The sequence below is a fragment of the Acinetobacter sp. YH01011 genome, assembly GCF_013420785.1.
GTDB classification, from domain to species: domain Bacteria; phylum Pseudomonadota; class Gammaproteobacteria; order Pseudomonadales; family Moraxellaceae; genus Acinetobacter; species Acinetobacter towneri.
Window position 1 is genome coordinate 45,686 of the sequence record NZ_VOYG01000017.1, and the last position, 26,226, is coordinate 71,911.

18 protein-coding genes are annotated in these 26,226 nt (G+C 40.7%); 11 read left to right on the top strand and 7 right to left on the bottom strand.

Annotated elements, in window-relative coordinates:
- The first annotated feature begins 396 nt into the window (after nucleotides 1-396).
- The 5 genes from dcd to FTT78_RS11710 all read left to right on the top strand — a co-directional run bounded on the left by dcd (nucleotide 397) and on the right by FTT78_RS11710 (nucleotide 7,730).
- Nucleotides 397-966, top strand: a complete 570-nt coding sequence (dcd, locus tag FTT78_RS11690; RefSeq protein WP_004975507.1) for a dCTP deaminase — start codon at nucleotides 397-399, stop codon at nucleotides 964-966.
- A 242-nt stretch (nucleotides 967-1,208) separates the two neighbouring features.
- Nucleotides 1,209-3,299, top strand: coding sequence for a hypothetical protein (locus FTT78_RS11695; RefSeq protein ID WP_180044332.1), 2,091 nt, complete (start codon nucleotides 1,209-1,211; stop codon nucleotides 3,297-3,299).
- 13 nt (nucleotides 3,300-3,312) lie between these two features.
- A complete protein-coding gene (locus FTT78_RS11700) occupies nucleotides 3,313-4,029 on the top strand; it encodes a hypothetical protein (RefSeq protein WP_004975509.1) in 717 nt (238 codons plus the stop codon).
- A 33-nt stretch (nucleotides 4,030-4,062) separates the two neighbouring features.
- Nucleotides 4,063-6,309 (top strand): DUF6160 family protein, encoded by a 2,247-nt coding sequence (locus tag FTT78_RS11705; RefSeq protein WP_180044334.1) that lies wholly within the window; start codon nucleotides 4,063-4,065, stop codon nucleotides 6,307-6,309.
- Nucleotides 6,310-6,323: 14 nt separating this feature from the next.
- A complete protein-coding gene (locus FTT78_RS11710; protein ID WP_179996979.1) occupies nucleotides 6,324-7,730 on the top strand; it encodes a hypothetical protein in 1,407 nt (468 codons plus the stop codon).
- A 57-nt stretch (nucleotides 7,731-7,787) separates the two neighbouring features.
- Here the strand turns inward: FTT78_RS11710 and FTT78_RS11715 are convergent, their stop codons facing one another.
- From FTT78_RS11715 to FTT78_RS11730, 4 genes are all read right to left on the bottom strand, one after another.
- The gene (locus tag FTT78_RS11715; RefSeq protein ID WP_180044336.1) at nucleotides 7,788-9,503 is read right to left on the bottom strand and encodes a proline--tRNA ligase; all 1,716 of its coding nucleotides are present in this window, start codon (nucleotides 9,501-9,503) and stop codon (nucleotides 7,788-7,790) included.
- A gap of 123 nt (nucleotides 9,504-9,626) precedes the next feature.
- The gene (locus FTT78_RS11720) at nucleotides 9,627-12,731 is read right to left on the bottom strand and encodes an efflux RND transporter permease subunit (RefSeq protein ID WP_180044338.1); all 3,105 of its coding nucleotides are present in this window, start codon (nucleotides 12,729-12,731) and stop codon (nucleotides 9,627-9,629) included.
- 63 nt (nucleotides 12,732-12,794) lie between these two features.
- On the bottom strand, nucleotides 12,795-13,928 hold the full coding sequence (locus tag FTT78_RS11725; RefSeq protein WP_131261509.1) for an efflux RND transporter periplasmic adaptor subunit: 1,134 nt from the start codon (nucleotides 13,926-13,928) through the stop codon (nucleotides 12,795-12,797).
- 49 nt (nucleotides 13,929-13,977) lie between these two features.
- The gene (locus FTT78_RS11730) at nucleotides 13,978-14,622 is read right to left on the bottom strand and encodes a hypothetical protein (protein ID WP_154320463.1); all 645 of its coding nucleotides are present in this window, start codon (nucleotides 14,620-14,622) and stop codon (nucleotides 13,978-13,980) included.
- Nucleotides 14,623-14,897: 275 nt separating this feature from the next.
- On the opposite strand from FTT78_RS11730, the gene pilG reads away from it, so the two are divergent.
- The 6 genes from pilG (at nucleotide 14,898) to FTT78_RS11760 (ending at nucleotide 23,550) form a co-directional block, all read left to right on the top strand.
- Nucleotides 14,898-15,281, top strand: a complete 384-nt coding sequence (gene pilG / locus FTT78_RS11735) for a twitching motility response regulator PilG (protein ID WP_004975524.1) — start codon at nucleotides 14,898-14,900, stop codon at nucleotides 15,279-15,281.
- A gap of 32 nt (nucleotides 15,282-15,313) precedes the next feature.
- Nucleotides 15,314-15,682, top strand: a complete 369-nt coding sequence (locus FTT78_RS11740; RefSeq protein WP_004975526.1) for a PleD family two-component system response regulator — start codon at nucleotides 15,314-15,316, stop codon at nucleotides 15,680-15,682.
- A 3-nt stretch (nucleotides 15,683-15,685) separates the two neighbouring features.
- The gene (locus FTT78_RS11745) at nucleotides 15,686-16,222 is read left to right on the top strand and encodes a chemotaxis protein CheW (protein WP_004975527.1); all 537 of its coding nucleotides are present in this window, start codon (nucleotides 15,686-15,688) and stop codon (nucleotides 16,220-16,222) included.
- A 46-nt stretch (nucleotides 16,223-16,268) separates the two neighbouring features.
- The gene (locus FTT78_RS11750) at nucleotides 16,269-18,344 is read left to right on the top strand and encodes a methyl-accepting chemotaxis protein (protein WP_179988579.1); all 2,076 of its coding nucleotides are present in this window, start codon (nucleotides 16,269-16,271) and stop codon (nucleotides 18,342-18,344) included.
- 169 nt (nucleotides 18,345-18,513) lie between these two features.
- Nucleotides 18,514-23,088 carry an Hpt domain-containing protein gene (locus FTT78_RS11755; RefSeq protein ID WP_180044340.1) on the top strand — a complete coding sequence of 1,525 codons (4,575 nt, stop codon included), beginning with the start codon at nucleotides 18,514-18,516 and terminating at the stop codon, nucleotides 23,086-23,088.
- 3 nt (nucleotides 23,089-23,091) lie between these two features.
- Nucleotides 23,092-23,550: a hypothetical protein gene (locus tag FTT78_RS11760; RefSeq protein ID WP_004975530.1), complete on the top strand. Its 459-nt coding sequence runs from the start codon at nucleotides 23,092-23,094 to the stop codon at nucleotides 23,548-23,550.
- A gap of 81 nt (nucleotides 23,551-23,631) precedes the next feature.
- Here the strand turns inward: FTT78_RS11760 and dapE are convergent, their stop codons facing one another.
- From dapE to FTT78_RS11775, 3 genes are all read right to left on the bottom strand, one after another.
- Nucleotides 23,632-24,765, bottom strand: coding sequence for a succinyl-diaminopimelate desuccinylase (gene dapE / locus FTT78_RS11765; RefSeq protein WP_180044342.1), 1,134 nt, complete (start codon nucleotides 24,763-24,765; stop codon nucleotides 23,632-23,634).
- 142 nt (nucleotides 24,766-24,907) lie between these two features.
- The gene (locus tag FTT78_RS11770; RefSeq protein ID WP_096901466.1) at nucleotides 24,908-25,054 is read right to left on the bottom strand and encodes an entericidin A/B family lipoprotein; all 147 of its coding nucleotides are present in this window, start codon (nucleotides 25,052-25,054) and stop codon (nucleotides 24,908-24,910) included.
- Nucleotides 25,055-25,174: 120 nt separating this feature from the next.
- The gene (locus tag FTT78_RS11775) at nucleotides 25,175-26,059 is read right to left on the bottom strand and encodes a DUF1853 family protein (protein ID WP_180005966.1); all 885 of its coding nucleotides are present in this window, start codon (nucleotides 26,057-26,059) and stop codon (nucleotides 25,175-25,177) included.
- Nucleotides 26,060-26,226 lie beyond the last annotated feature (167 nt).

Genomic DNA, 26,226 nt, shown 5'->3' on the forward strand with positions numbered 1-26,226 from the left:
CTTGCGCTGTAGGCTAAAACTGAGCAGATCAGGCATGAAACGCAGGGAATAGTGGGTCTATTGCCAAGTTTCATAACGCAATCTGAGAAAGTTTTAGCCACATGAGCGAGAACAAAGCATTGCTTTGTTTGCTGCGCAAGGGGACAAGCATATTTTTTGCTGCTATTGCGTTATGTGCCAGTCATTTAGAATGACTAAATTTCCTGTCCCATGCCTTATATCAGCTAAAAAACCTTGCGAGATATATCTCTCATGTCGCAAACATAGACGAATTGTCAACAGCCCCTAATCATTGCACTTAAAAAAGCGATGTGAGGGAAACGGCTGGTTTTCATTAACTTAGATTTCAGTTAAAGTACAGCACAGTTAAACATTCATATTTTGGATAGAAAATAAATGGCAATTAAGTCTGATCGTTGGATTCGCGAAATGAGCGAAAAACACGGCATGATTGAACCGTATGCAGAAAACCAAGTTCGCTTTGACGAAAATGGCGAGAAACTCATTTCTTATGGTGTTTCTAGTTATGGTTATGATGTACGTTGTGCACGTGAATTTAAAGTCTTTACCAATGTTCACTCCGCAATTGTCGATCCAAAAAACTTTGATGAAAAAAGTTTTATCGATATTGAGTCAGATGTGTGCATCATTCCGCCAAACTCGTTTGCATTGGCGCGTACCGTTGAATATTTCCGTATTCCGCGCAATGTATTGACAGTGTGTTTAGGTAAATCGACCTATGCACGTTGCGGTATTATTGTGAATGTGACGCCACTGGAACCAGAGTGGGAAGGTCATGTAACTTTAGAGTTTTCCAATACCACGAACTTACCTGCACGTATTTATGCAGGCGAAGGTGTGGCACAAATGTTGTTCTTTGAATCAGATGAAGTTTGTGAAACCTCGTACAAAGACCGTGGTGGTAAATATCAAGGGCAGACAGGCGTGACCTTGCCTAAAGCATAAGTGATTAACCCATCACAATTTTTCTGTTGAACAAGCGAGCCAATGTGCTCGCTTTTTTTCATTCATCGGAAAGCTGTGCTGTTTAGCCAGTTTGTTTTGCATTTGCATAAATATTCAGCATAATTAAATATGAGAATGGTTTGGCATAATCACGTTTTTAAGGATAAAAACACTCAAATAAATAGCCAAGCTATAGATAAATAAAAGAAAGATGCGGAGCATCAGATAAAAGGAAGGTCGAGATGACTGAACACGCAATTACTTTCCCTTTTCGTAAGCGTTGCTTAGCCACTGCGATAGGCTTATTTTTGACGAACCCGAGTTATGCTTTACAAGCACTCTCCGATGACTCTTTGTCAAATACCACAGGCGAAGGGGTTGCTTTAGTCCTTGATGACTTCAAAATGGTGTTTCAGCAACCGAATGATCTATCTACAGGGTCGAGCTATGCACGTGGGTTAGAAAACCCTAGTCAATATGATACGGGCTTTATTCGTATTATCCCGACGGGGGAGAATTATGTGCAGTTGGCAGAAAGTGCATACCATACGGTTTATAACAATACTTATAATCAAAGTGTTTTAAAAGGTAAGGCTGAGCATAAATATAACGAAACTTACCGTTCAACTTATGAACAAACCTATACAAATCAATATTCAACTTTGTATCAAGAATATACTAAAAATATTGAAGCTGATGTTGACGCGAAAAAAGAAACATTTACATTTGATGTTCGTGAAGGTTTTTTTAATAATGAGACACTCAAGTATTATTACAATCAACGTCTTGCAGACTATAGGGATGGGACTTCGGGGATTGGAAAGAGTTTAAAAAAAGATGGAACTACTGCATATACCACACGACCAGTTAGCGAGGATCCAACTGGCGTTTTAAAGTATGAAAAGAAAGCAAAAGAATATGCTATTACAAACACTTATGAAATGCTTGATCTTTTATATGGGAGTCGGTCGGCAGAAGCTAATAATGATTTATTGAATTCTGATTTTTATAAAGGGCTTAGCAACTTCACTCGAGCAGACCAAGTTGGCTCACAAGTAGACACATTAATACAGGCTGAAATAACCAAAGAAACAGCATCGGCTGATATTCGGGCTAAATATAATGCGAGTCAACTTGCAGAAGATACAGCCAAGTCTGCTGTGGCAGAAATTTATGCTCAAATTATACAATCGGCTGAACAGGCAGCGGCAATTGCTGCATCGGGTTCTCCTGTGCAATCATTAAGAACCAAAGCAGATGTCTTTATTTATGGTTTAGCCTTATCTAAAAGTGATAACTCATTAAGCAGTCGTTATAGCAATCAAGGCTTTAACTGGGGTTCAGCAGATAACCCATGGTTATTCCGTGCAGGCACAGAAAAAGTTAAACAATTTAAAAATGTAGAAAAAGATGTTGGTTATTTAGCACTAGAGGCACCACTCGCAACTACTACGCCAACTGAAAGTGATAATAATATTAAACTGGGCTTTTGGACTGATATTTTTTCACGTCAGTTGAACTCAAGTGCAGAGGTGGATCCAAGCACTGGGGCGCCAAAATCTGGTTTAGATAAAGAGCACCGTTTACGTACTCAGTTTGTTGCCAATGGTTTAAGTCTAAATGGTTCACAGACCCGAATATTTCAGACTTTAGACTCGGATAACCCAAATCATCATCAAACCTTGGGTATGGCAAGTGTATTGCGTTTAAATACCAATGATAATCCTGCGAATTTAAGTTTCACAGATTCAAACTTAGATAGTAAAGGAATCCGCATTAGTACAGCAGCGAAATCAGATACTTTGGATGGAACGGCGGTCACACCAGCAATAGATGGTTCATTGGCACCAGTTTTTCATGATACAGAGGGTTTGTATTTATACAGTCCGAATATCAATTTAGTTTTAGGGAATATGTATCAGCCTTTTGTGGTTGGTTCTGAGGGCAATAATATTGTGCTAGAAGTAACACGTATTCCGAATGTTCCTGAAATTTACAATAAAATTTATCAAAATTATGAAGATGGAAAGGGTGGGTATTTAGGTTCTACAGCATTTACAGGTTCTACCTGTAATGTGGTGAGTTGTGGCACACCGCTAAAAGCCAATGTCAATGACAGTGCTGCGATGTATCAAGGACGTAATGCGACGCATAGTAGTATTGCAATTGGTACTGTAGAACGCTTGCCAAATAATATGTTGCGTGCCAAAGATCATACGGATGCCACAGGTGTTGTATTTAAGGGTGTAGATGGTACTGCTAAGAATCTAGGTTCAGTTGCAATAGATGGTGTGCTGATTCAGCACCTTAAATTTAAAACAACAGGTCTATAAAAGGAGAATCATCATGTTGAAAAAACTGTCTTGTATTGCATTGATGTGTAGTCCTTTGACCCATGCCAATTTAATTGCACTGGAAAATCATGAATTAACGCAGGCTACTGGTCAAGGTGGAGCAGACCTCAGTTGGACGTTATCGTTAAACCATGAATATGCCGAAAATTTAGAACTCAGCAATATTTCTAAATTTAATGGTGGGACTAAACCTACAGAAGTTTATTATCGCTATAGTAAAAATTGTGCTGACAATAATGTGCTTTGTCGTTTAGCCATTGCACCCAATAACCATGAAGATAATAACGGCAATAAAAAATGGCTGGTATTTAAACAAATTCAGGGCACCATACAAATAGATAAATTTTCTTTAGATGGCACGACTATTATTAATCATAAAAATGACCCACAAACGGCAATGCAGCTTAAGTTTTATGATGATAAGCCATTAAAAATAAGAAATTTGGGTTTTGCAACCATGGCGATCGAAACAGGTACAGGGCAGGGAGCAAATGAAGGTTATGCAAATTCAGAGGTATATACCAAATTTCAAGGAAGAAATTATCAACAAGATGGTAGTTATAACTTAGTTCAGCAAGATGTACCTTTGTTTGATCAGGGCGCTGAAAAAGGATTTATGGGCTTAAATATTCACGGCAATATGCACATGTCTGGCAATGTGAAAATATTTAGCTACAACTGTACAGGTTCAGCAGCAAGTCGTTGTTGAATATAGGATTAAGTACAGTATAGGGAAATAACAATGAAAAAAATAATGCAGTTGAATTTATTAACATTGAGCGTACTTTGTGCGCAACAAGTGTATGCTTTAGAGCTGATTGCAGACCAGCATTTGTCTGATGTAAGTGGGCAAGATGGTATTGTAATCACCCATGAAATGTCTAAAGCCACGATTAATCAAGTCAATTGGTATGATCCTGATTTAGTGGCTGGAACTCAACAGGGTTTAGGCTTACATAATGTAGAAATTAAAGGACAGAATAACCAGCCTATTATCAGTAAGCTTGCTTTAGATGTGGGGAAAACTGATGTTGGCGCAGGTGTGCGTATCGATGCGAGTATTGATGCTTTTCAATCGACTGCAGATTTAAACTTGGTCAAAAAAAACTGTGTCGGAAATAGTTGTACTAAAGAAACACAAAGCTTGGGTCAGTTCGGCTTAGAAACTAAATCACCTTTAAAAGTTTTATTAGAAACCAAAGCAGGTTTATTCAATCAAAATGAAACGGCACATTTAAACTTCCAGTTACAGAATGCCAAAATTAGTCATGGTTTAGGTAAGCATGAATTATCTATGCATGATTTTAACTTTAATTTTGCGACTGACGGCTATATGTACATTGATGCCGATGAGGGATTGGTCTTTACCACTAAAAATGGCACCACCGACCATTTTGTGAATCTTGGACGAGTGAAAGACCTGAGTGATGTTGCTAGTAGCCGACAAAATGCAACTAACCCTGGGGTCAATATTGACTTGCGTTATGATGATAAAAATTTAATTCGCTTTGGTGCATCAGGTGCGGTAAGCAATGCGAAATTGTTTTTTAATGGGCATCAAAAAAATGTTGCCAATTTTGACGTTTCGAATAAGGTCAATGGTGTAATTGAAACTAAAAATACCGCAGTTACAGGCTACGATACTGTGGTGGGGCAAGGTGGTTTGCATTTGGGCTTATCTGCTGATTTTACCAATCAAAATACGGCAGGCTTGGCTGCAGGGCAATTACCAACAACCTTAGAAATTGGGCACACAGGAAAAGGCAGTTATGCGGTTGAGTTTTCGAATTTAAGACCGCTAACCACACGTGATGCACAAGGTAATTTACACAATAAAAATGCCTCTATCGATTTTGGCGATATTTATATTAATACCGTACAAGCGAAAAACCTCAATTTTTTAGTCAATGAAAATATTAAAAATACCATTGGTGCAACCAGTCCTATTTTAAACCAGTTGCTATCGAGTAAGCTTGAAGGTGACCAGTTCTCACTGATCGCTGTTCGTGGTATGGACTTTCAGTCTATTGCAGCCAAAGCTAGAATTATTTCTGACAACTCTTTAAATGAATTGACAGGAGATGGTGGTTCTTGGGGTATTGGGATTCCAATTTATAATTTAAATGCCAATGTGGCCTTGTCGGGTAAACAATATCTGTCACCTTATGATGGAACGAACAAAACTGGAATTGGTTATAACGCTATTGTTTCTACCGAAGGTTATGGCATTGATTCAAAAACAGGCTTACCAAGTACCACTTCTATTATCTTAATTGACGGGCAAGACAGCCTGCATGCTGGTGAAGCTGTCAACTATTATGCTGGTTTAAGAAATATTGATGCATTAATTCAGTCCGACGGTGTGATTGGTTATGAAGATGAAGGGATTTATATTCGTGCAGATCATTTATTAGTTGCAGCAAAAGCAGAGTTAGCGATTGGACAATTACCAGGTTCGAAATACAACTGCGTCACAGGATCAACTAAATGCGGTAGCTTTATACCTTATGATAATTTCTCTAAGAAAGATGATGTGTTGACCACAATCGCTTTTAAATTAGATGGCAATGGTGAGTTGTTGGTGATTCCTGGAATGGATCCTACCGATACTAATCCGAACTCAAACTTTTTGTCTTTTGATGCGAACTTTAAGTTTAGAAGTCTAGATAGCACAGAACAGGCTGATCCGAAGAATTTAGGTAGTTATTTTAGTTTGATTAATGAAGATCAAGTGAATAATGAAACTGTTCAAACGTCTTCTATTAACTTGAATCGTATGGAAGGTCATTTAGGTGTCAAAGGAAAAGTCGTCGTTAGTGCAGATACGGTCACTTTAGACAATCAAGTGAAATTTAATTATAAAAATGATATTGCTCAACCCTTTAAAACAAACTTTGCAATGTCTACCAATGGCAATATGCAGAAAATCGCATCTGTCGCACTTACAGGTGGAACCATGCGCAGCACATTGGGCATTACGCCACGCTAAAGGATAGAAATAAAATGAAAAAAAAATTTTTAGTTGCATCTATTTTAAGTACAGCCTTTTCATTCAGTTCTGCTCAAGCGATGCAGGCTTTAAATGATGATCAGTTATCTCATGTACAAGGTCAGGCACTTTTGAACCTGATGACTGCGACAGATCAATCACAAGGGTTGAACTTTTATAAGCTGAGTGTTGATGCACTCATGGAGCTTAATGCCAACATTAAAACGCTACAATTAGGTTGTGGCGGTGTAAATAATGCGATTGGTGGTAAAGCGGGATGTGATATTGATATTTCTAATATTTCGTTAAGTGGTTTGAATGAATCCTATGATTCAACAGGTAGTCCCAAGTTTAATGGTGAACGTGCGGGTACCAGTGCACAAATTACCAATCCATTTATTGAATTTGCGATTAGTGGAAATAGTGCGTCAACACGTGAAGTGGTTGGTTTTCGCTTAGGTGCAGAAGAAATTTTAGGTCTACTGACTTTGGGTACAGATAACGTGCAAAACCCAAATGACGGGATTAAAAGTTTCAGTGGTTATATGAAAATGGCACAAACGCAAGGGCATTCATTTACTAAAGAAGCTAAATTTGGTAATGCCTCTGACCAAAAAATTAGTGGGATACTGACTGCGTTGGGGCAGGATCGTGTCTATACAAGTAAACCTGGCGCAGAAGGACATACTGGGATTACCGTTCCATCGATGCGAGCTGATTTTACGATGCCTGAAACAGTAGTGACTGGTCAGCGTATGGAGTCCGCTATAGTTACGGGTATCCGTTCAACATTAGCTTCTATTCCGCTAGCGGCAACAGAGTCTGGGACATATACTGGTGATGTAAATGGAACACCTGACTTTTCAAAAGACCAGTTATATGTCACATTTCCTCCTTTATTGTTTGGTTCTGTTGGTGATCACTCATTCTTTAAAATGAGTAAGGGTTCTACATTAGAAAATTTGAATATGGATATTACTTTTGTCCAAGCCCTAAATATGATTCACAATATTCCTCTGACAGGAACAGGTGGATATTTATCTTTACAAAGCAAGCCAGTGCAGTGGATGGGTGCAGATGAAAAAGATATTGCACAACAAGGTTGGTGGATGTCGTTTAAGGAACCAGTGCAATTAGGTTATTTGGCAACTGCGGATTTGGTAGATGTTTCTGCAGTACTACCACAGGTCGCAAAAGCATTAACTTCTGAGTTAATGCAAGATAAGCATAATGTAGATGTAAGTTTGTTAGAAGCATTAGGTTCATTGGCTGGTACACCAATCGAGCGTAAAATGAATATCGATGTTGGTAGTTACACAGGATATTACACGGGTCAACCGGCCAGATTAACACTTAATAATCAGGTTTTACAAAACCAAAATGTTACCCCTAACTGTTATGGCGGTATGAAATTCTGTTAATCCCAAATGAAAAAAATCCCGCAACTTGTGCGGGATTTTTTTACTCAGTCTTCAATCTTATTTGGCAATTTTGATGAGTAATTCTTCTTTCGTTAGGTTGCTAGATTCAGCATCACGACGACCTTTATATTCAAAAGTACCTGCATCTAAACCTTTCTCACCAATCACAATACGGTGCGGAATACCTGTAAGCTCAAGATCAGAGAATTTCACCCCAGGACGTTCATTACGATCATCCAGTAATACATCATAACCTGCAGCTTGAAGTTCAGCATAAAGTGCTTCTGCTGCTTCTAATGTACGTGGTGATTTATGTGCGTTCATTGGCACAATCGCAATTTCAAATGGTGCGATGGCTGCAGGCCAAATAATCCCTTTATCATCAAAGTTCTGTTCAATGGCAGAGGCAACCACACGGGTAACACCAATCCCATAGCATCCCATGGTAACAGTAAACGGTTTGCCATCTTCACCTAATACTTTACAGCCCAACGCTTCTGAGTATTTAGTACCAAGCTGGAAGATATGACCGACTTCAATACCGCGTTTAATTTGTAACGTTCCCTTGCCATCTGGAGATGGATCGCCCTCAACGACGTTACGTAAATCATAAACTTCAGTATATTGTGCATCGCGCTCCCAGTTTACACCTGTTGCGTGTTGATCAACTTGGTTTGCACCTGCAACGAAGTCAGACAATACCGATGCAGCACGGTCTACAATCACAGTTATGCCTTTTTCGACCAAACCTTGTGGACCAACAAAGCCAGCAGTTAAACCTAACGCTGCAATTTGTGCATCGGTTGCAAAAGTAAGTGGTGCAGCAATCTGTGGATGCTTTTCTGCTTTAATTTCGTTGAGTTCATGGTCACCGCGCAGGAATAATGCAATCACAGGCACTTGACCTGTTTCATCTGCAATACCTTGAACCAAGAGCGCTTTGACTGATTGGTTGCTATTTGTACCTAAAAATGCAGAAACTTCCGCAATGGTTTTTTGATTTGGTGTATCTACAATGTTGAGTTCTTGCGTTGCAGCAGCACGTTCACCCACCAAAATAGCTTCAGCCATTTCAATATTGGCTGCATAATCAGATTCGGTAGAGAAGGCGATATCATCTTCACCGCTTGAAGCCAGAACGTGGAATTCATGTGAACCAGAACCACCAATAGAACCTGTATCAGCTTGTACTGGGCGGAAGTCTAAACCTAGGCGCGAGAAAATACGGCAGTAGGTGTCGTACATTACATCGTAGGTTTCTTGTAAAGAAGCTTGATCGGTATGGAAAGAATAAGCATCTTTCATCATAAATTCACGTGAACGCATTACCCCAAAACGTGGGCGAATTTCGTCACGGAATTTAGTTTGAATTTGATAGAAGTTGATTGGCAATTGCTTATAGCTTTTTAATTCATTACGCGCCAAATCGGTAATGACTTCTTCATGTGTTGGGCCAAGTACAAAAGGATTGTCGTGGCGATCTTTAAAGCGTAGTAATTCAGGACCGTATTGCACATAACGCCCTGATTCTTCCCAAAGTGAGGCAGGCTGAGTGACAGGCATAAAAGTTTCTAAAGCACCTGCGCGATTCATTTCTTCACGAACAATGGCTTCAACTTTATTTAGCACACGCACACCCATTGGCAGCCAAGTATATAAACCTGAAGCCAATTTACGAATCATACCCGCACGTAACATCAGCTGGTGAGAAATCACCTCGGCATCGTTTGGGGTTTCTCTTAACGTAGCAAATAAAAAGCGACTCGCGCGCATGGAAACTGTCCTAAAAAGTGAAGCGTTAAATGGAGTTTTTTCAAAGCCAGATTATACAATAAAAATCGGGCTAAACTTGCGTTAAAATTTAGCCCGAGCGATTGTGTGATTTTACGTGAGATTTTAAGAAATGAGTTTACGTGTTTGGCGTAACATAAAATTCTTAAAATCGTCTAAATAAGTGAAAATGACAGGTACGACCACCAAGGTGAGTAGGGTGGATGTAATTACACCGCCAATGACTGCGTGTGCCATAGGCGCACTTTGTTCGCCGCCTTCACCCAAGCCAAGTGCGAGTGGCACCATCCCCATCACCATTGCACTGGTGGTCATTAAAATAGGGCGTAAACGGGTTTTCCCTGCAGCTATAATTGCATCATAACGTGAATCGCCCTGATCCATGGCTTTTTTAATAAAATCAATTAGTAAAATCGCATTTTTGGTGACCAATCCCATCAGCATAATAATACCGATAATAGAAAACAGGTTCATGGTCGAGTTAAAAATAAACAGTGCCAAGAATACTCCAATCAACGATAAAGGTAGGGAAGCCATAATTGCTGCGGGGTGAATGAAACTGTTGAATTGCGAACCTAAAACAATATAAATAAACACAATAGACAGGGTAATTGCAGTCAGTGCATAACCTGCAGATTCAGCCATGTCAGCATTGGCGCCTTGAGTGTCGAAGCTATAACCTGCGGGTAATTTAAAGTTATCCTGAATTTTTTGAATGTCGGCACCAATGTCACCTGCAGGACGTCCAGCAGTGTTAGCTACGACCAAAACTTCACGGGCTAAATCACGACGGTTGATTTGTGCCGCACCTAAACTTTCCTCAAACTTCGCCACACTTGCCAAAGGCACTAATATATTTTGTCCATTGGTATCGGTTTTTTGTGAAGTTAAATACATATTTTGCACATCGCTCGGTAAGCTACGATGGTTTTCTGTAAGTCGAACATTGACATCGTAGGTTTCACCACGTTCATCTTGCCAAGTGGTGACATCATCCCCCGCAATGAGTGGGCGGATAATATTGGCAATTTGATTCACCGATAGCCCCAAATCACTAGCAAGGACACGGTTAATATAAACACCTAATGTAGGTTTAGGAGCTTTTAGCGAGCTTTCTAAATCGACAATACCATCCACCTGAGCAATTTCTGTCATAAAGCGGTCAGAGATTTTTTGTAATTCTGCTAAATCTGGACCTTTAATGGACACCATCACAGGTTTTTGCCCCCCTGAAACTGTTTCGTCGGCAGAGGCGACAGAGGTAATGGTGATGCCTGCAATACTTTGTAGACGCTGGCGAAATTCGTTATTGAGTTCGGTCAGCGTTTGTTGACGTTCATTACGCGGGCTGACAGTTACACGCAAGTTAACATGATTTTTTCCGCGATCTGTCACGCTGTTAATGGCTCCGTAAGTCGCGCGAACTTCAGGGTGTTGACGGATGATTTGATCTACTTGTTTTAATTTTGCTTGTGAATATTCAAGTGAGGCATCCACAGGTGTTTCAAATTTAATCCGAATCTCACCTTTGTCAGGTACAGGTACAAACTCTGTGCCAATCAGTTTGGATAATCCGAGTGCAGCAAATAATGAACCCACGGCAATCAATAAGGTAATAACGCGAAATCGTAGTGCTAATTTTAAAAGTTTTTCATAATGATGGCTTAAATTGTCGAGTTTGTTAGAAATCCAGTTTAAGAAGCGTTTTAACCGTCCAGGTTTTTTATTCGGATTTGCTTTTTCTGCCCAGTGTGCAGAAAGCATTGGATCCAGCGTAAAACTGACAAACATGGAAATCAGTACGGCAGTACTGACGGTGACACCAAATTGATAGAAAAAGCGTCCGATAATTCCGCCCATAAATGCTACAGGTAAAAATACCGCCACAATGGTTAGGGTGGTTGCTAAAACTGCCAAGCCAATTTCTTTAGTACCATCCAAAGCAGCCCTGACATGGTCTTTGCCCATATCGGCATGACGCACAATATTTTCACGAACCACAATTGCATCATCAATCAATAAGCCAATACTGAGCGAGAGTGCCAGTAAGGTCATCATGTTGATGGTAAAGCCAAATGCCCAAATAAAGGTGAGTGTGCCGAGTAGGGCGATTGGCAGGGTCAATCCTGTAATAGCGGTAGAACGGAATGAACCAAGAAACAACAGTACAATCAGGACTGCCAGAATCGCACCTTCAATAATGGTACGTGCTACATCACGGATACTGCCACGAATCCCTTTAGAAGAATCCACCACGACTTTTGCAGTCATGCCAGCAGGCAGTTGGGTTTGAATACGTTCTAAGGTTTTATAAGTGTTATCTACCACTTCAATGACATTAGAGTCTGAACTACGCAAGATATCGACAGCAACCGCAGTTTGCCCATTTAAAAATGCACTGGTTTCCAGCTCTGCTTGACTGTCTTGAATTGTGGCAACTTGTTTTAAAAAGATTGGCGCACCATTTTTATTGGCAATAATTAAATCGCCAAAAGCCAGAGGGTGAATGACTTTGGATTGGATTTCGACCACCAATTCACTATTGGCTTGTTTGAGTGTGCCGCCAGGTACTTCAATATTTTCAGCTTTGAGCGTGTTGATGACCTGATCTACACCTAAGCCAAAACTCATTAACTTTTGTGGATCTACCTCAATACGAATTTGTCGCTGTGCATCACCCAATAAATTAACAGTTCCGACACCAGACACAGTGCGCAGTTGCGGTACAACTTGTTGATCTAAATAGGAACTTAAATCACGCAAAGACATTTGTGAGGATTCAAACACAATCGACATGACTGCATTGGCAGTTGGGTCGTAGCGCTCCACCACAGGGTCTTGAATTTCATCTCGAAAGCCTGCACTGACAGACGAAATTTTATCGCGTACATCTTGTGCCGCCACTGCCGAAGGAACATCTAAATTAAACTCGGCAATAATAGTAGATAACCCTTCACTGGATTGTGAAACCAGTTGTTTGAGTCCAGAAATGGTGTTGATCTGATCTTCCATTTTCTTGGTGATTTCAGATTCAACTGTTTCAGGTGATGCACCCGGATAACTGGTATAAACCACTACAAACGGAAAATCGACGTCAGGAAATTCTTCCACGCCCATACGTTGCCATGAAGCCAAGCCAAGCACCATTAGACAAAACATCATCATGATGGTAAAAACGGGATACTTGACGCTAACTCGGGTAAACCACATAACAACGATCCTGATTTTTTATTTATTGGACATCTGCACTACTGCATTGAGATGAAATTCAATTTATTGAGGGTTATTTTGAATGATCACCTGCTGCTGAATTTGATCGGGGTTGAACACCACTCGACTGACTAGATCACTGCTCTGTAAGCCTTGAATCACAGCAGTATTGTCACTATAGCGCTGTTCTAAAACTGTGATATCCACGCGGGCAATTTTTTGATCTCGAATCACCCAAACATAAGGTTTGTTTTGGATATCGTGAATGGTATTGAGTGGGATGATTTGCCCTGAAATTGTCGTGTTCGCTAAAATATAACCATCCACAAATGCCCCAATACTTAAAGAGGGAAGACGATCAAGCGGGGTTGCAAAAAATTCAATTTGACGACTGGCTAAATCCGCAACAGGAGAAACACGGCTAATTTGTGCATTAAATGTGTTTGCTTGTCCTTGGAGTTGATATTCAATTTTTTGACCAATTTTGAGTGCGGCTTGTAAGTCGCTTGGTAATTTCGCTTGAATTTCTAATTGGTTCGGATCGACGACTTCAAATAAGGTTTGTCCTGCAGCCACAGTTTGCCCAGGCTCAACTTGACGTTGGGTAATGACACCATGAATTGGACTGGTAATCGTGCCATCTTGATCGGCTTTTAGTGCAATATCGACATTGGCTTGTTGGGCGCGTACATTTTCCATTTGCGCACGATAATCTAACTGACTTTGCTCATATTCCACTTGTGAAATAAAACCCTGATCGAGCAAACGTTTTTTTCGTTGCATCATGTTGCGGGCTTGGTTGGCTTGCGCTTGCGTTGCAGCTAAATTGGCGCGAGCTTGTGCTAAACGCGCAGCATTATCCTGATTATTTAAGCGTAGCAAGGTTTGACCACGTTGTACGCTATCTCCCACTTTGACATAGACTGAGGTTGCTGTGGCAGTCACCTGTGCTTGAATACTGCTTTGATTCACAGCACGCACTGTGCCTGTAAAGGCAGTTTTACTGATTGCGCTGCCTTGTTGTGGTGTCACTAAATCTTGCTGAATGAGTTCAATTTTTTCTGATACTGTTGTTTTATTTTCAGTTTCTGTTTTTTGGCAGGCACTCAGCAAAATACATAAACCGATTGCACCGATACGAAAAATGGGTAAATGCTGCCGATTAAACCTAACTGCGATACGCTGTGCAATGTGCATGCATATTTGTCCTTATTGATTGCCAAAATGACAAGGTAATTCAAATCAACTATTCAAGTGCTTTTAAGCGAGTAATAATTCTGTCGTATTCTGCTTGTGTATTTCGATAGCTTGTTTGTAAAGATTGAATCATATCTTTTTTAAGCTCGATGTTTTTTAAGTTATTGTCCAAATTGGTTTTTAGTTGTGCAGGCACAGGTTTGACCTTGCGTAAATACTCCATTTCTTGACGTTTAAAAGTAATACGGTCATTTTGCAGCTGTTTGAGTTGTTCTTGTTGGAAAATAATTTGCTTTTTAATATGCGCTAAAGCGTTATTACGTTTAGTGATTGCGGTTTGACTATTGGTATAGGCTTTTTTTAAACGCTGATCAGATTCCATTTGATACGCTTGAGCAGCACGTTGTGGGGCTTTTTTAATATCCATTTCAGTGTTGTATGGACGTGCGCGCTGAATCACTTGCATGTTACGGTCTAATGCTTCATAGCCATGACGAATATGATTAGGTGTCACATTACTACTAATATTTGCAACGCCATGTTGATCATAATAGCGATACCACACCGCTTTGTTCTGGCTGTCAGCCATGAGTGGGGCAGAGGACAAGAGCAGTAAAGCAAGCATGCCCAATTTAAGTGACTGCTTATTTTGTTTTAATTTGACAGCGAGTGATTTTGCAAAAAAAGTGCTCACGTTGTCCCCCACAATAAAGTTGACTAAATTACTTAAATTACACGTAATAATAGTGTTATATTAGATCAAAATTAGGAATTAAAAAAATACAACCGATAAAAAATATCAATGGTCACAAGAAAGTGTGAGCGGTTTGGTGATAATGGTGTAAAAGTGTAGATTTACACTAAATATGTTCATTGAAACTACAAGTAAAGATATGTTAAAAATACGATCAATGTGTAAGATTTTTCTACTCAGTTGCTTGTACAAACAAAAATGGGAAGGGTCATTGAATGGACGATAAATTCCAAAATCTAAAAGTCATGGTGATTGATGATTCAAAAACCATTCGCCGTACAGCTGAAACACTTCTGCAGCGTGAAGGTTGTGAAGTGGTTACCGCAGTTGATGGATTTGAAGCTTTATCCAAAATTGCAGAATCAAATCCAGATATCGTATTCGTAGATATTATGATGCCACGCCTAGATGGTTACCAAACGTGTGCCTTAATTAAAAACTCGCAAAACTACCAAAACATTCCTGTCATTATGCTATCAAGTAAAGATGGTTTATTTGACCAAGCTAAAGGACGTGTCGTGGGTTCTGATGAGTATCTGACTAAACCATTTAGTAAAGATGAATTATTAAACGCCATTCGTAACCACGTGACCGCATAATTATTAGTTAGTTAGATTTATTGGGGAAAATAATGGCTCGTATTCTTATTGTAGATGATTCACCTACAGAAACATTCCGCTTTAGAGAAATCTTGACCAAGCATGGTTTTGAAGTCATTGAAGCAGCGAATGGTGCAGATGGCGTGACCATGGCGCAAGCTGAATTACCAGATTTAGTATTAATGGATGTGGTTATGCCAGGCGTGAATGGCTTTCAGGCAACACGTCAAATTTCGCGTGGTGACACCACCAAACACATTCCAATTGTAATTGTGAGTACCAAAGATCAGGCAACTGATCGTGTTTGGGGAAAACGCCAAGGTGCAAGCGATTACTTAACTAAGCCTGTTGACGAAAAACAATTAATTGATGTGATTAATCAACACCTTAATGCAGGATAAGCTATGGCTGCAAATGGTTTTATTGAATTGCTTCGGTTATCTAAACGTGGAAACAAAAACTACGTTAGTACCGAAAATGAGGTAAACCGCTGGTCAGGCATTGCTTTTGAGATGATGGGGCAATATTTCGTTGCTCCATTAGGAGAAGTTTCTGAGGTTATTTATCCACCGAAATATACGCCAGTGCCAAATACCCAACCTTGGGTAGTAGGTTTAGCGAATATTCGCGGAAGATTACTTTCAGTTTCAGATTTGGCACATTATGTTTCTGGGCAAAGCAGCCAATATTCACCTACTCAAAAAGTAATGTGTATTAGTCATAATGACCATTATGTCGGTTTAGTTGTAGATCAAGTTTTGGGTATACAGCACTTTAATAAGAAAAGTTTCTTTTCTAAACACAATGATTTAGATAGTAATTTACAAGAATATTGTCAGGGGTATTTTCACCAACATAACCAACAATGGCATGTTTTCTTATTTAGTCGTTTATTGCAAAACCCAAAATACATGAACGCATCTATAAAATTTATAAATTAACTGTCGCGCACCTAAAAAATGAAGGCGTCAATCGGGGAGAAGCTGCATGGGCTTTAAACTTAAAAAGAAAAATTCAGGCGAAGAAACCGTCCGTAAAGCAAGTGGTCCAGGTTTTTTTGCAAAATTACAGGCGCGAACAGAAGAGTTTGCGAGTGTATTTGGCGAAACAGAAAAATCTAAGCCACTTATTTTAGGCGCAGCTTTTTGTATCATCTTATCGCTTTTCCTGTTGTTATACCTTTTTTATAGCGTGCCGCGTAATAACGATTTTACCCGTAGTTTGGGTGATTTACGTCTGTTGTCACAAACCATTTCACGTCAAGCAACCGAAGCGACTGCATCAGGTACGCCTGAATCTATTAAAAACTTAACAGATTCACAAAAAGCCTTTGCTGCTCACTTAGAAACAGTGAAGGATATTCATGCCAGCACAGATACACTGCGTGAAGTGGAAACACAGTGGAAATCGGTTTCTGAAAATATTGATTTGATTGCTTCGCAACAAAAAATCATTAACCAACTCTATGACACCAACATTGCAATTGGTGAAACCATTCCGGGTATTCAGGCTGAATATAACTTGATGGTTGACCAAATGGCACGTCAAGACATGCCAAGTAGCCAGGTGGTTATTGCAAAGAACCAAGTATTCATTGCAGAACGTATTTTACGTTCAATCAGTTCTGTATTAACAGGTACAGACAGTTCACGTGAATCTGCAGATGACTTTAGTGCCGATACCGAAACGTTTGGTGCTTACTTGGCAGCACAGTTAAATGGTAGTGCGGAACTTGGTGTACAACGTATTACTCAAGAAGATTTACGTAGTTCATTAGAAGGTATTCAAGCAGAATATGAAGATGTATTGAAATCTGCTGCTGCAACAGTTTTAAATAACTCAACACAAATTGTAAAAGTACGTCAGGCATCATCTTCTATTTTTGATCAGTCAGATAAGCTTTTAACCAATTTAAATAAATTGTCTAGCGGTTCAGGTTGGTCTATTGCAATTCCTGCAATTGGCTTAATTGCAGCATTACTTGCGTTCTTATTCTGTGTATTCAAACTCTTGAACTTACGTGGTGAAGCCGATAAAACTCGCGTGGTTCGTCTACAAGATGAATATGACCGTAACCAGAACGCGATTTTACGTTTACTTGATGAGATTGCCGACCTTGCGGATGGTGACTTACGTTCATACGCAACAGTATCGGAAGACTTCACGGGTGCAATTGCAGACTCGATTAACTTCGCAATTGACCAATTACGTGACCTTGTATCGCGTATTCACGAAACATCGCACGAAGTTGCACAATATACGGCAACCACACAGAACATTACCAACCAGCTTGCTGAAGCATCTGAGCATCAGGCGCAAGAAATTGCAGGTGCATCTGCCGCAATTAACGAAATGGCAATGTCAATTGACCAAGTATCTGCCAACGCTGAAGAATCAGCAGCGGTAGCAGAACGTTCAGTACATATTGCATCGAATGGTGCAGACGTTGTAAACCGTTCAATTGAAGGTATGGATATCATTCGTGAGCAGATTCAAGAAACCTCTAAGCGTATTAAGCGTTTGGGTGAATCTTCACAAGAGATTGGTAACATCGTTGCCTTGATTAACGATATTGCCGACCAAACTAACATTTTGGCATTAAACGCAGCAATTCAGGCGTCTATGGCGGGTGAAGCAGGTCGTGGTTTCGCAGTCGTAGCCGACGAGGTACAGCGTCTAGCGGAACGTTCAGCATCTGCAACCAAGCAGATTGAAACACTGGTTAAAACCATTCAGACCGATACCAACGAAGCCGTAATTTCGATGGAACAAACCACATCAGAAGTTGTGCGTGGTGCGAACTTATCTAAAGATGCGGGTGTTGCACTGGATGAAATTCAAACGGTATCGACCAACCTTGCGAAATTGATTTCTAACATTTCGGATGCTGCAAAACTTCAGTCTGCTTCTGCAGGTCACATTGCAACCACGATGAACGTTGTACAGGAAATTACCTCGCAAACGACCAGTGCAACTTTCGATACTGCACGTTCGGTATCTGAGTTGGCCAACATGGCAGAATCATTACGTGAATCTGTAACTGACTTTAAACTACCTGAATAAGCGGGATTCCAGCTTGGGGAAAGGTGTACCTATACACAGTTATGGGTACACCATCATTCAGAGATAAAGCATCGCAAAGATGAACTTAACTTTTGGGTTAGGGGCATTCAGGATGGTTACAATTAAGTTGAAGTGCCTTTTGGTGCTGAAAACGTAAGAAGCCTTAGCTATGAAAGAAATATTAAAAAATTTAGTCGAAACAATGACGCTTCCTGAAGATAGTTATCTTGAGCAAGATGCGGAAATTCTTGAAATTTTTGTCGAAGAAATTGAAGAAATCTTCGAAGAATTAAATCCATTATTTACAACTTGGTTTGCGAACCCAACAGATCAAGAAACTTTAGTAACTATTCGTCGTCACTTTCACACTTTAAAAGGCTCGGGTCGCATGGTGGGTGCGAAGTCTGCGGGCGAGTTGGCATGGACGGTTGAAGATACTTTAAACCGTGTGCTTTCGGGTGCGGTAACACTCAATACTGATATTCAAAAATACGCAAAAACTGTTTTAAATATTTATCAATACAAGCTTTATCCAATTTTTAAGCAAGTCGGTTTAATTGATCTTGATTTACGCCCATTGGTGCTTTTAGGACAACAATTACAGCAAAACCAAAGTCCTGAACCTGCATTGGAAGAGTTGCTGGTTTTAGCAGATCAACTGACTGCCACTGATATGCCGACAGGACTAGAATTGACGGATGCTGCAGTTGAAACAGCAGCTGTCGCAGCAGTTGAATCATCTGAAGATGTAATGACTGCTGAAGAAATGCCGCAGACAGAAGTTGCACAAGAAGAGGCTGCTGATGCGAGTCTATTGGCTGAAACTCTGGCTATTTTTGTAGAAGAAGCTGAAGAGCATTTAGCGACCATTGATCAGTTCTTGGCACAAGATCAGATTTACTCACAAGACTATAATGGCTTAATCCGTGCATTACATACACTGCGCGGCAGTTCGTCTATGGCGCAAATTGATCAAGTTTTTCAAGCCAGTTCTAAAGTTGAAAACTTGTTTAAAGCGTTTGTACAAGATGAAATTGAATCTACATCAAAAGAAACTGCGCTGTTGGTGCAATATGCAGAATTTGTCCGGGATTATCTGCATGTACTTCGTCAAGGTCACTGTGATGGTTTAGATGTAATCTATGCAACTTTTAATAAAGCATGGGATAGCTACGGCTTTAGCACCAGCGATACAGAAGACTCTAATCCTCAAGGTTTAGTATCGAAGCTAATCGAACTGAATATTGATCGTTTACTTGATGCCGAATTTGAATTTGATAAATTGGCGCAAGCGCAATTCCCAAGCTATTTAGAAGAACTCAGCGCACAAGCGCAATTGTTGGTAGAGCATACCGATAACCGTGCGTCTGTGGGTATTCATCAATTTACTGAAGAACTTAAAGCTGCTTACGACAGTGTTTTAGCCAAACCAATTCTGCTTAACTCTGAATATGGTTATGAGTTATTTGCACAGGCACACCAAGAGTTTATTCATTTATTCGATACCTTGGCTGCGGGACAGCGTGTTACGGTTACAGAAGACATTCAGAAAACCTTAAATGACTTAACTGCATTTGTGCAGCAAGACATTGATGCAATTGCACTTGAAGATGCTGAAACATCAGTGAGCGACAATGCTGTAGAAACAACAGTTGTTGCAGAACCTGAAGCGGTGCCTGCTGCAGTTGCTAGCGAAAATTCGGGCACAGTGAATTTGGCGCAATTGTCACAACGTATTGCATCAGATCAACAAAACATGCATGCCGATGATGCCAACAAAGACTTCGATCCTGACTTGCTGGATATCTTCTTGGAAGAAGCAGAAGAGCTTTTGGTGGGTATGGATGAAGATGTCAATACTTGGTCAAAAGACGCCAGCGATACTTCGGCTTTAAACAACTTAATGCGTTATTTGCACACTTTAAAAGGTGGTGCAAATATGATTTCTGCGACGCATATTGGTTTAATTGCACACAACCTTGAGTCGATTTACGAGCGTATCATTAACAACCAAATTGTTGTTTCACCTGCGTTAATTCAAATTATTCGTTTGGTGCAAGATGATATTGCAGACCGTATTCAGACCATTCGTGATGAGCGTGTGGACTATGCTGCGCCAGAGTCGATTGCAATTTTAGGCAACATTGTTAGCTTGGCACAAGGCGATGCAGATGTGTCAGTTGCAAGTGCGACAACCGCAGCGCAGCCTGAACAGACTATTGAGGCAGTAGAAGAGGTTGATGCACAGCCTGAGTTGGCGGTAGAAGCGTTGCAAGATACAACTGCAGATTTAGCTGAAGATGACGCAGTTATTGCTGATGATGCACATTTTGAAGACGCTGCTGCTGCGGCATTTGAGCCGATCACAGAAACTGTAAGTCTTGAAGCAAGTGCTGAATCTGAAGATGAGCAATTACATTCAATTGTGGTTGAGACTTTCAGAGAAGAAGCGGAAGAAATTTTGGATGCTGCAGATCAGCGCTTGAAACAATGGTTTGAACAGCGTAGTGACCGAAGTATCTTGCTTCAATTACAACGTGCGGCGCACAGCTTAAAAGGCGGTGCACGTATGGCTGAAATTGAGTCTGTTGCGCAAATCGCCTATCAACTTGAAAGTGCCTTTGAACAGTTTGCTGTGCATCAATTTAACTCAAATGTTTATGATGCTTTATTGCAAACCACGTTGGCGTGGTTGCGTGATGCAATCTTCAAAGCAGATTACAGCAATTATGACAGCTTAAAATCTAGCTTGTCGGCGATGCAGTTTGTAGATGTATCTGCGCAATTGCCCGAGCGTTTAACGCATACCGACTTGTTATCGCCAAGCCGTAGTTATGAGTTTGTTCAGGGTGATGGTACAGAGCCACCTGCAATGTCGGGTGAGTGGGGCGAAACCACACAGCTGGATAATAGCAATGAGATGATTCGTATCTCTGCCGATTTAGTCGAGAAGATGATTGACTTGTCAGGCGAGAACTCGATTAACCGTTCACGTATTGAAATGGAGCTTGGGCAACTAGGCGGTACGTTGAATGAGATGGAATTGGCGATTAAACGTCTTGCCGATCAGTTACGCCGAATGGAAGGCGAGCTGGAATCGCAAATTATTGCCAAGCATGGTTCTGAAAACTCACGTTATGCAGACTTTGACCCATTAGAGATGGACCAATATTCATCGTTGAATCAGTTGTCTAAATCTCTGGCGGAATCTGCATCGGACTTGGTGGACTTTAAGAGCACCTTGGCTGAAAAAATTCGTGATGCCGAAGGTTTGTTATTACAACAATCACGTATTCAGGCTGAAATTCAAGAAAGCTTGATGCGTACACGCCTTGTACCATTCTCACGTTTATTGCCACGTTTACAACGTATTGTGCGTCAGACTTCATCGACCTTAAACCGTCCGACAGAACTGGTGGTTTATAACACTGAAGGTGAATTAGACCGTACCATTCTAGAGCGTTTGGTGACACCGTTTGAACACATGCTGCGCAACGCGGTCGACCATGGGATTGAAGACCCTGCACAACGTGCTGCAGCCAATAAACCTGAAGTTGGTAAAATTGAACTGAACATTACCCGTCAAGGCACAGATGTTGTGGTGACTTTTGTGGATGATGGTAAGGGTATTGATGATGCCAAGATTAAAGAAAAAGCATTGAGCTTAGGTTTAATCAAAGCCGATCAGAATTTAGATAAAAATGAAATTCTGCAATACATTTTCCACCCAGGCTTTACAACAGCACAATCGGTTACACAAATTTCAGGTCGTGGCGTTGGTTTAGACGTGGTGCAAAGTGAGATTAAGGCGCTCGGCGGTCACGTTTCTGTAGATTCAACATTAGGTCAAGGCACAACCTTTAGTATTCGTGTACCAACGACGGTTGCGGTATCCGATGCCTTAATGGTTAAAGTTGGTGATCAACAATTTGCTGTACCGTTGGCGCAAATTGACCGTATTGTACGTATTGCACCAACCACTTTGGAATCTTACTTCAACAGCAATGAAGATTTCTTCCAAATTGACAACCAGAACTACAAGTTACGTTACTTATCTGAGTTCGTTGGCAATCAGCCATTACCGCGTTTAAGCCATGTGGGTCATTCACTACCTGTTCTGTTAATTAAAGGCAGCACAGGTCAAACCATTGCTTTACTAGTCGATCAGTTGATTGGTTCGCGTGGTCAAATTGTTGTGAAACCAATTGGACAACAGTTCTCAAGCATTGGTGCAATTGCAGGCGCAACTATTTTGGGTGATGGTCAAGTTTGTTTGATTTTGGATGGTCAGAACATTGCCCGTCAAATTCTTGCAACGCAACGTACTAAACAAGCCAGCGATCAACGTGATAGCCAACGTCGTGATACACGCCGCTTAATTATGATTGTGGATGACTCAGTCACCGTACGTAAAGTAACTTCACGTCTGCTTGAGCGTCAAGGTTATGACATCGTGACTGCCAAAGATGGTGTCGATGCCATGGAGCAGCTTGAAAACGTCAAACCTGACTTGATGTTACTGGATATTGAAATGCCACGTATGGATGGTTTTGAGGTGACTAACCTTGTACGCCACCACGACATGCATAGCAATCTGCCGATCATCATGATTACGTCACGTACAGGTGAAAAACACCGCGAACGAGCGTTTAGCTTGGGTGTGACGCACTACATGGGTAAACCGTTCCAAGAGGCAGAATTGCTTGCCAATATTGAACAATTATTAGCAGTTAGTCAGGGGTAAACGATGAGTCAGACGAATAGTCCAAATTTACTCGGGCAAATCAGTCAGCAAGAGCTGCAACATTTAATTACCGTATCTACCGGTTTTATTGATGCTTATATTGTTGAATGTCATGGTAAACAACCAATGCTGATACCTCAAAATATTGTGTTGTCAGCGCTGGATAACGCCACTCAAGTTAAAACTGTGGAATGGCACGAATCGCAATTGCCTGTTTATGCGGTCAATGACCCAGAGAAAAAAATGGGCGTGGCACTGGTTATTGAAGGCGATGAAATGGAGCAGCGTTTTGCTTTGATGTGCAATGAAATGCCTAAAACCCTGCGCTTGCGTATTTCTGAAGTGGTAGATGATGACCAGCAAACCACGACTGATCCTGCGGTATTCCAATATGTCCGTATGGGTGAGCAGGTCTTTCATGTGCCTAATTTGCAATACATTCAAGAAAATTTGACGATCTAAACGCAATTTTCTCCGTTGTAAAATAGAAAAGGAACTCAAATAGAGTTCCTTTTCTGCTTCATGCAACTAATCTTATTGGATTTAAGTTAGTAATCCTTCCAAAATCTGTTCATAAATTTCTGCCAATGGCTCTAAATCAGCCACATCAACATGCTCGTTAATTTGGTGAATGGTGGCATTGAGTACGCCTAACTCCAACACTTGTGCACCTGTCGGCGCAATAAAGCGACCATCAGATGTACCGCCACTGGTCGATAATTCTGTTTCAACACCTGTGACATTGCGAATGGCTTGACGTGCAGCATTAACCAATTCGCCCACAGGGGTTAAAAATGGCAAACCTGAAAGCGTCCACTCGATTTCATAATCCACTTGATGGCGATCTAAAATTTCCAAGACACGTGCTTTTAGCTCATCTGCAGTCACTTCAGTCGAATAACGGAAGTTAAAGGTCACCGTCATGTTACCTGGGACAACATTGGGCGCACCTGTTCCTGCTTGAATATTTGAAATTTGAAATGAGGTGGCAGGGAAGTATTCATTGCCATGATCCCACACCGTTTCACACAGTTCCGAAATCGCTTTAGACGCGGTATGAATCGGGTTAATTGCCAAGTGTGGATAAGCCACATGACCTTGTTTGCCTTTTACAGTCAAGACTCCATTCAGTGAACCACGACGCCCATTTTTAATAATATCGCCAAGTTTATGCGTACTTGAAGGTTCACCGACCAAACACCAAGTCATTTTTTCCTGACGAGCTTCCAACGTTTCTACAACTTTTACGGTGCCGTTAATGGATGGGCCTTCTTCATCTGAGGTGATTAAAAAGGCAATTGAGCCTTTGTGGTCAGGATGTTTGGCGACAAAGCGTTCAGAGGCAACGACCATGGCTGCCAATGCTGTTTTCATGTCGGCACTGCCACGACCATAAAGTTTGCCATCACGAATTTCAGGTACAAATGGATCGGTATTCCATGCGTCTAAATTGCCTGTCGGTACAACATCTGTATGACCTGCAAAGCAAAAGACAGGTGCTTCTGTACCTTTACGCGCCCAGAGGTTATCTACATCGTCAAAACGCATAGATTCAATCTTAAATCCAATTTTTTCTAAGCGTTCTGCCATGAGGTTTTGACAGTTGTGATCGACAGGAGTGACAGACGGTTGGCGTAAAAGCTGAAGGCTTAAATCCAGAGTAGCAGAAGAGGTCATGAGAGTTTCAGACGTTTATCAAGAGTAAGTGCTAATAATAGGGGAATAATGCAACAAAAGTGAAATTTTAGCGTGAAAAAAACCTTGTCCGAGAACAAGGTTTTTTGTGGTTTTTGTGAAGATATTCCTGAAATACTCAGAATTATTTGCGAATTTCTTGTTGGGTTTTTTCAGCAGTATTACTCACCGCATGACCTGCAGAAGATACGTCTTCGCCCACGCCTTTAATTGTATTACAACCCGTTAAAACAAAGGCTAATAGTAGTGAAGTCGCTAGAATTTTTTTCATGATCATCTCCAATATGTTCTAGATAGATTATTTTGATGTGTTTTTTAGCTTAGGAAATAAACAGAATAATAAATAGGCAACTTTTATGGTGCTTACGTAATAAAATGTTGAAACAGTTATTCAGCGTGTTAATGGTGGATAGCTAATCAGCGGTGCAGCACGATACATATAAAATTGTGAATGTGCCGCCCGATAATACAAGCCATCTCCCCACCATTGATTAGGATGGCTACTGGCTTGAGCATTTTGACAAATCCATTCATGACGTTGCAGGCGATAAAACTGTTCTGTTTGTGCAGGAATATCACTCCCCCAAAGACCTAAACGACGAGCGCGATTAACCCAGTATGGCACAAGTGTTGTAGATGATTGTGCCAAGTGATGTATGGCGAAATACAATTGTCCTTTGAGTACAGCAAAACGGCGTTGAATCGGCACATCCAAGGCTTGCTTAAATTGAAATTGCTTTTGACTAAAATGATTCAGTTTACGCGCTAAAGTATCGGAGCGGTTTAAACCATACCAGTGTGCCAAAGAGCAATCCGCTTCGGCTAAGTAGTATTTTAATGCGACTTCCCAGTGTTCAACCTGCTGCGTGTCATGGTTGTGCAGTAAAAAATCCAGTTCACCCACAGTTTTAGCACCATCAATAATTTGAATACTGTGCCCCAATAATTCGAAGGGATGATAGTCACGATCACGCAGCCAAAACCACATCAACATTTCAAAGCGTAAGCCTAAACGGGTACTTTTCAGTTGATTTAAAAAATCGTACACCGCTTCGGGATGTGAATCTAAATAGGCTAAACGTGATTGATAAGCGTGATAATGGTGTTGCCAAAAAGTATCTGAATGGAATTCAAAAGTATGTTGAATGGGCAATTGCTCAGGCACAGCACATAAAATATTCGGACTTGCCACACTAAAAGCCAACTGACGGATAAGCGGGGTTTTGTAGGTCAGCCATACTTCGGGCAGAAGCTCGGGTTGATGCAACTCAATCATTATGAATCCATGCTGAAAAATGCAGAATTACAACGGAAAACTCTGTACACGACAAATTTCACAGAACCCTTATCCTATCAGGATTCTGCTTTCTTAAAATTGCCAAAATTTCCTTAAACTCTTCTTTTTTCCCAAAACCAATTAAACGCTGAATCGCCATTTGAACA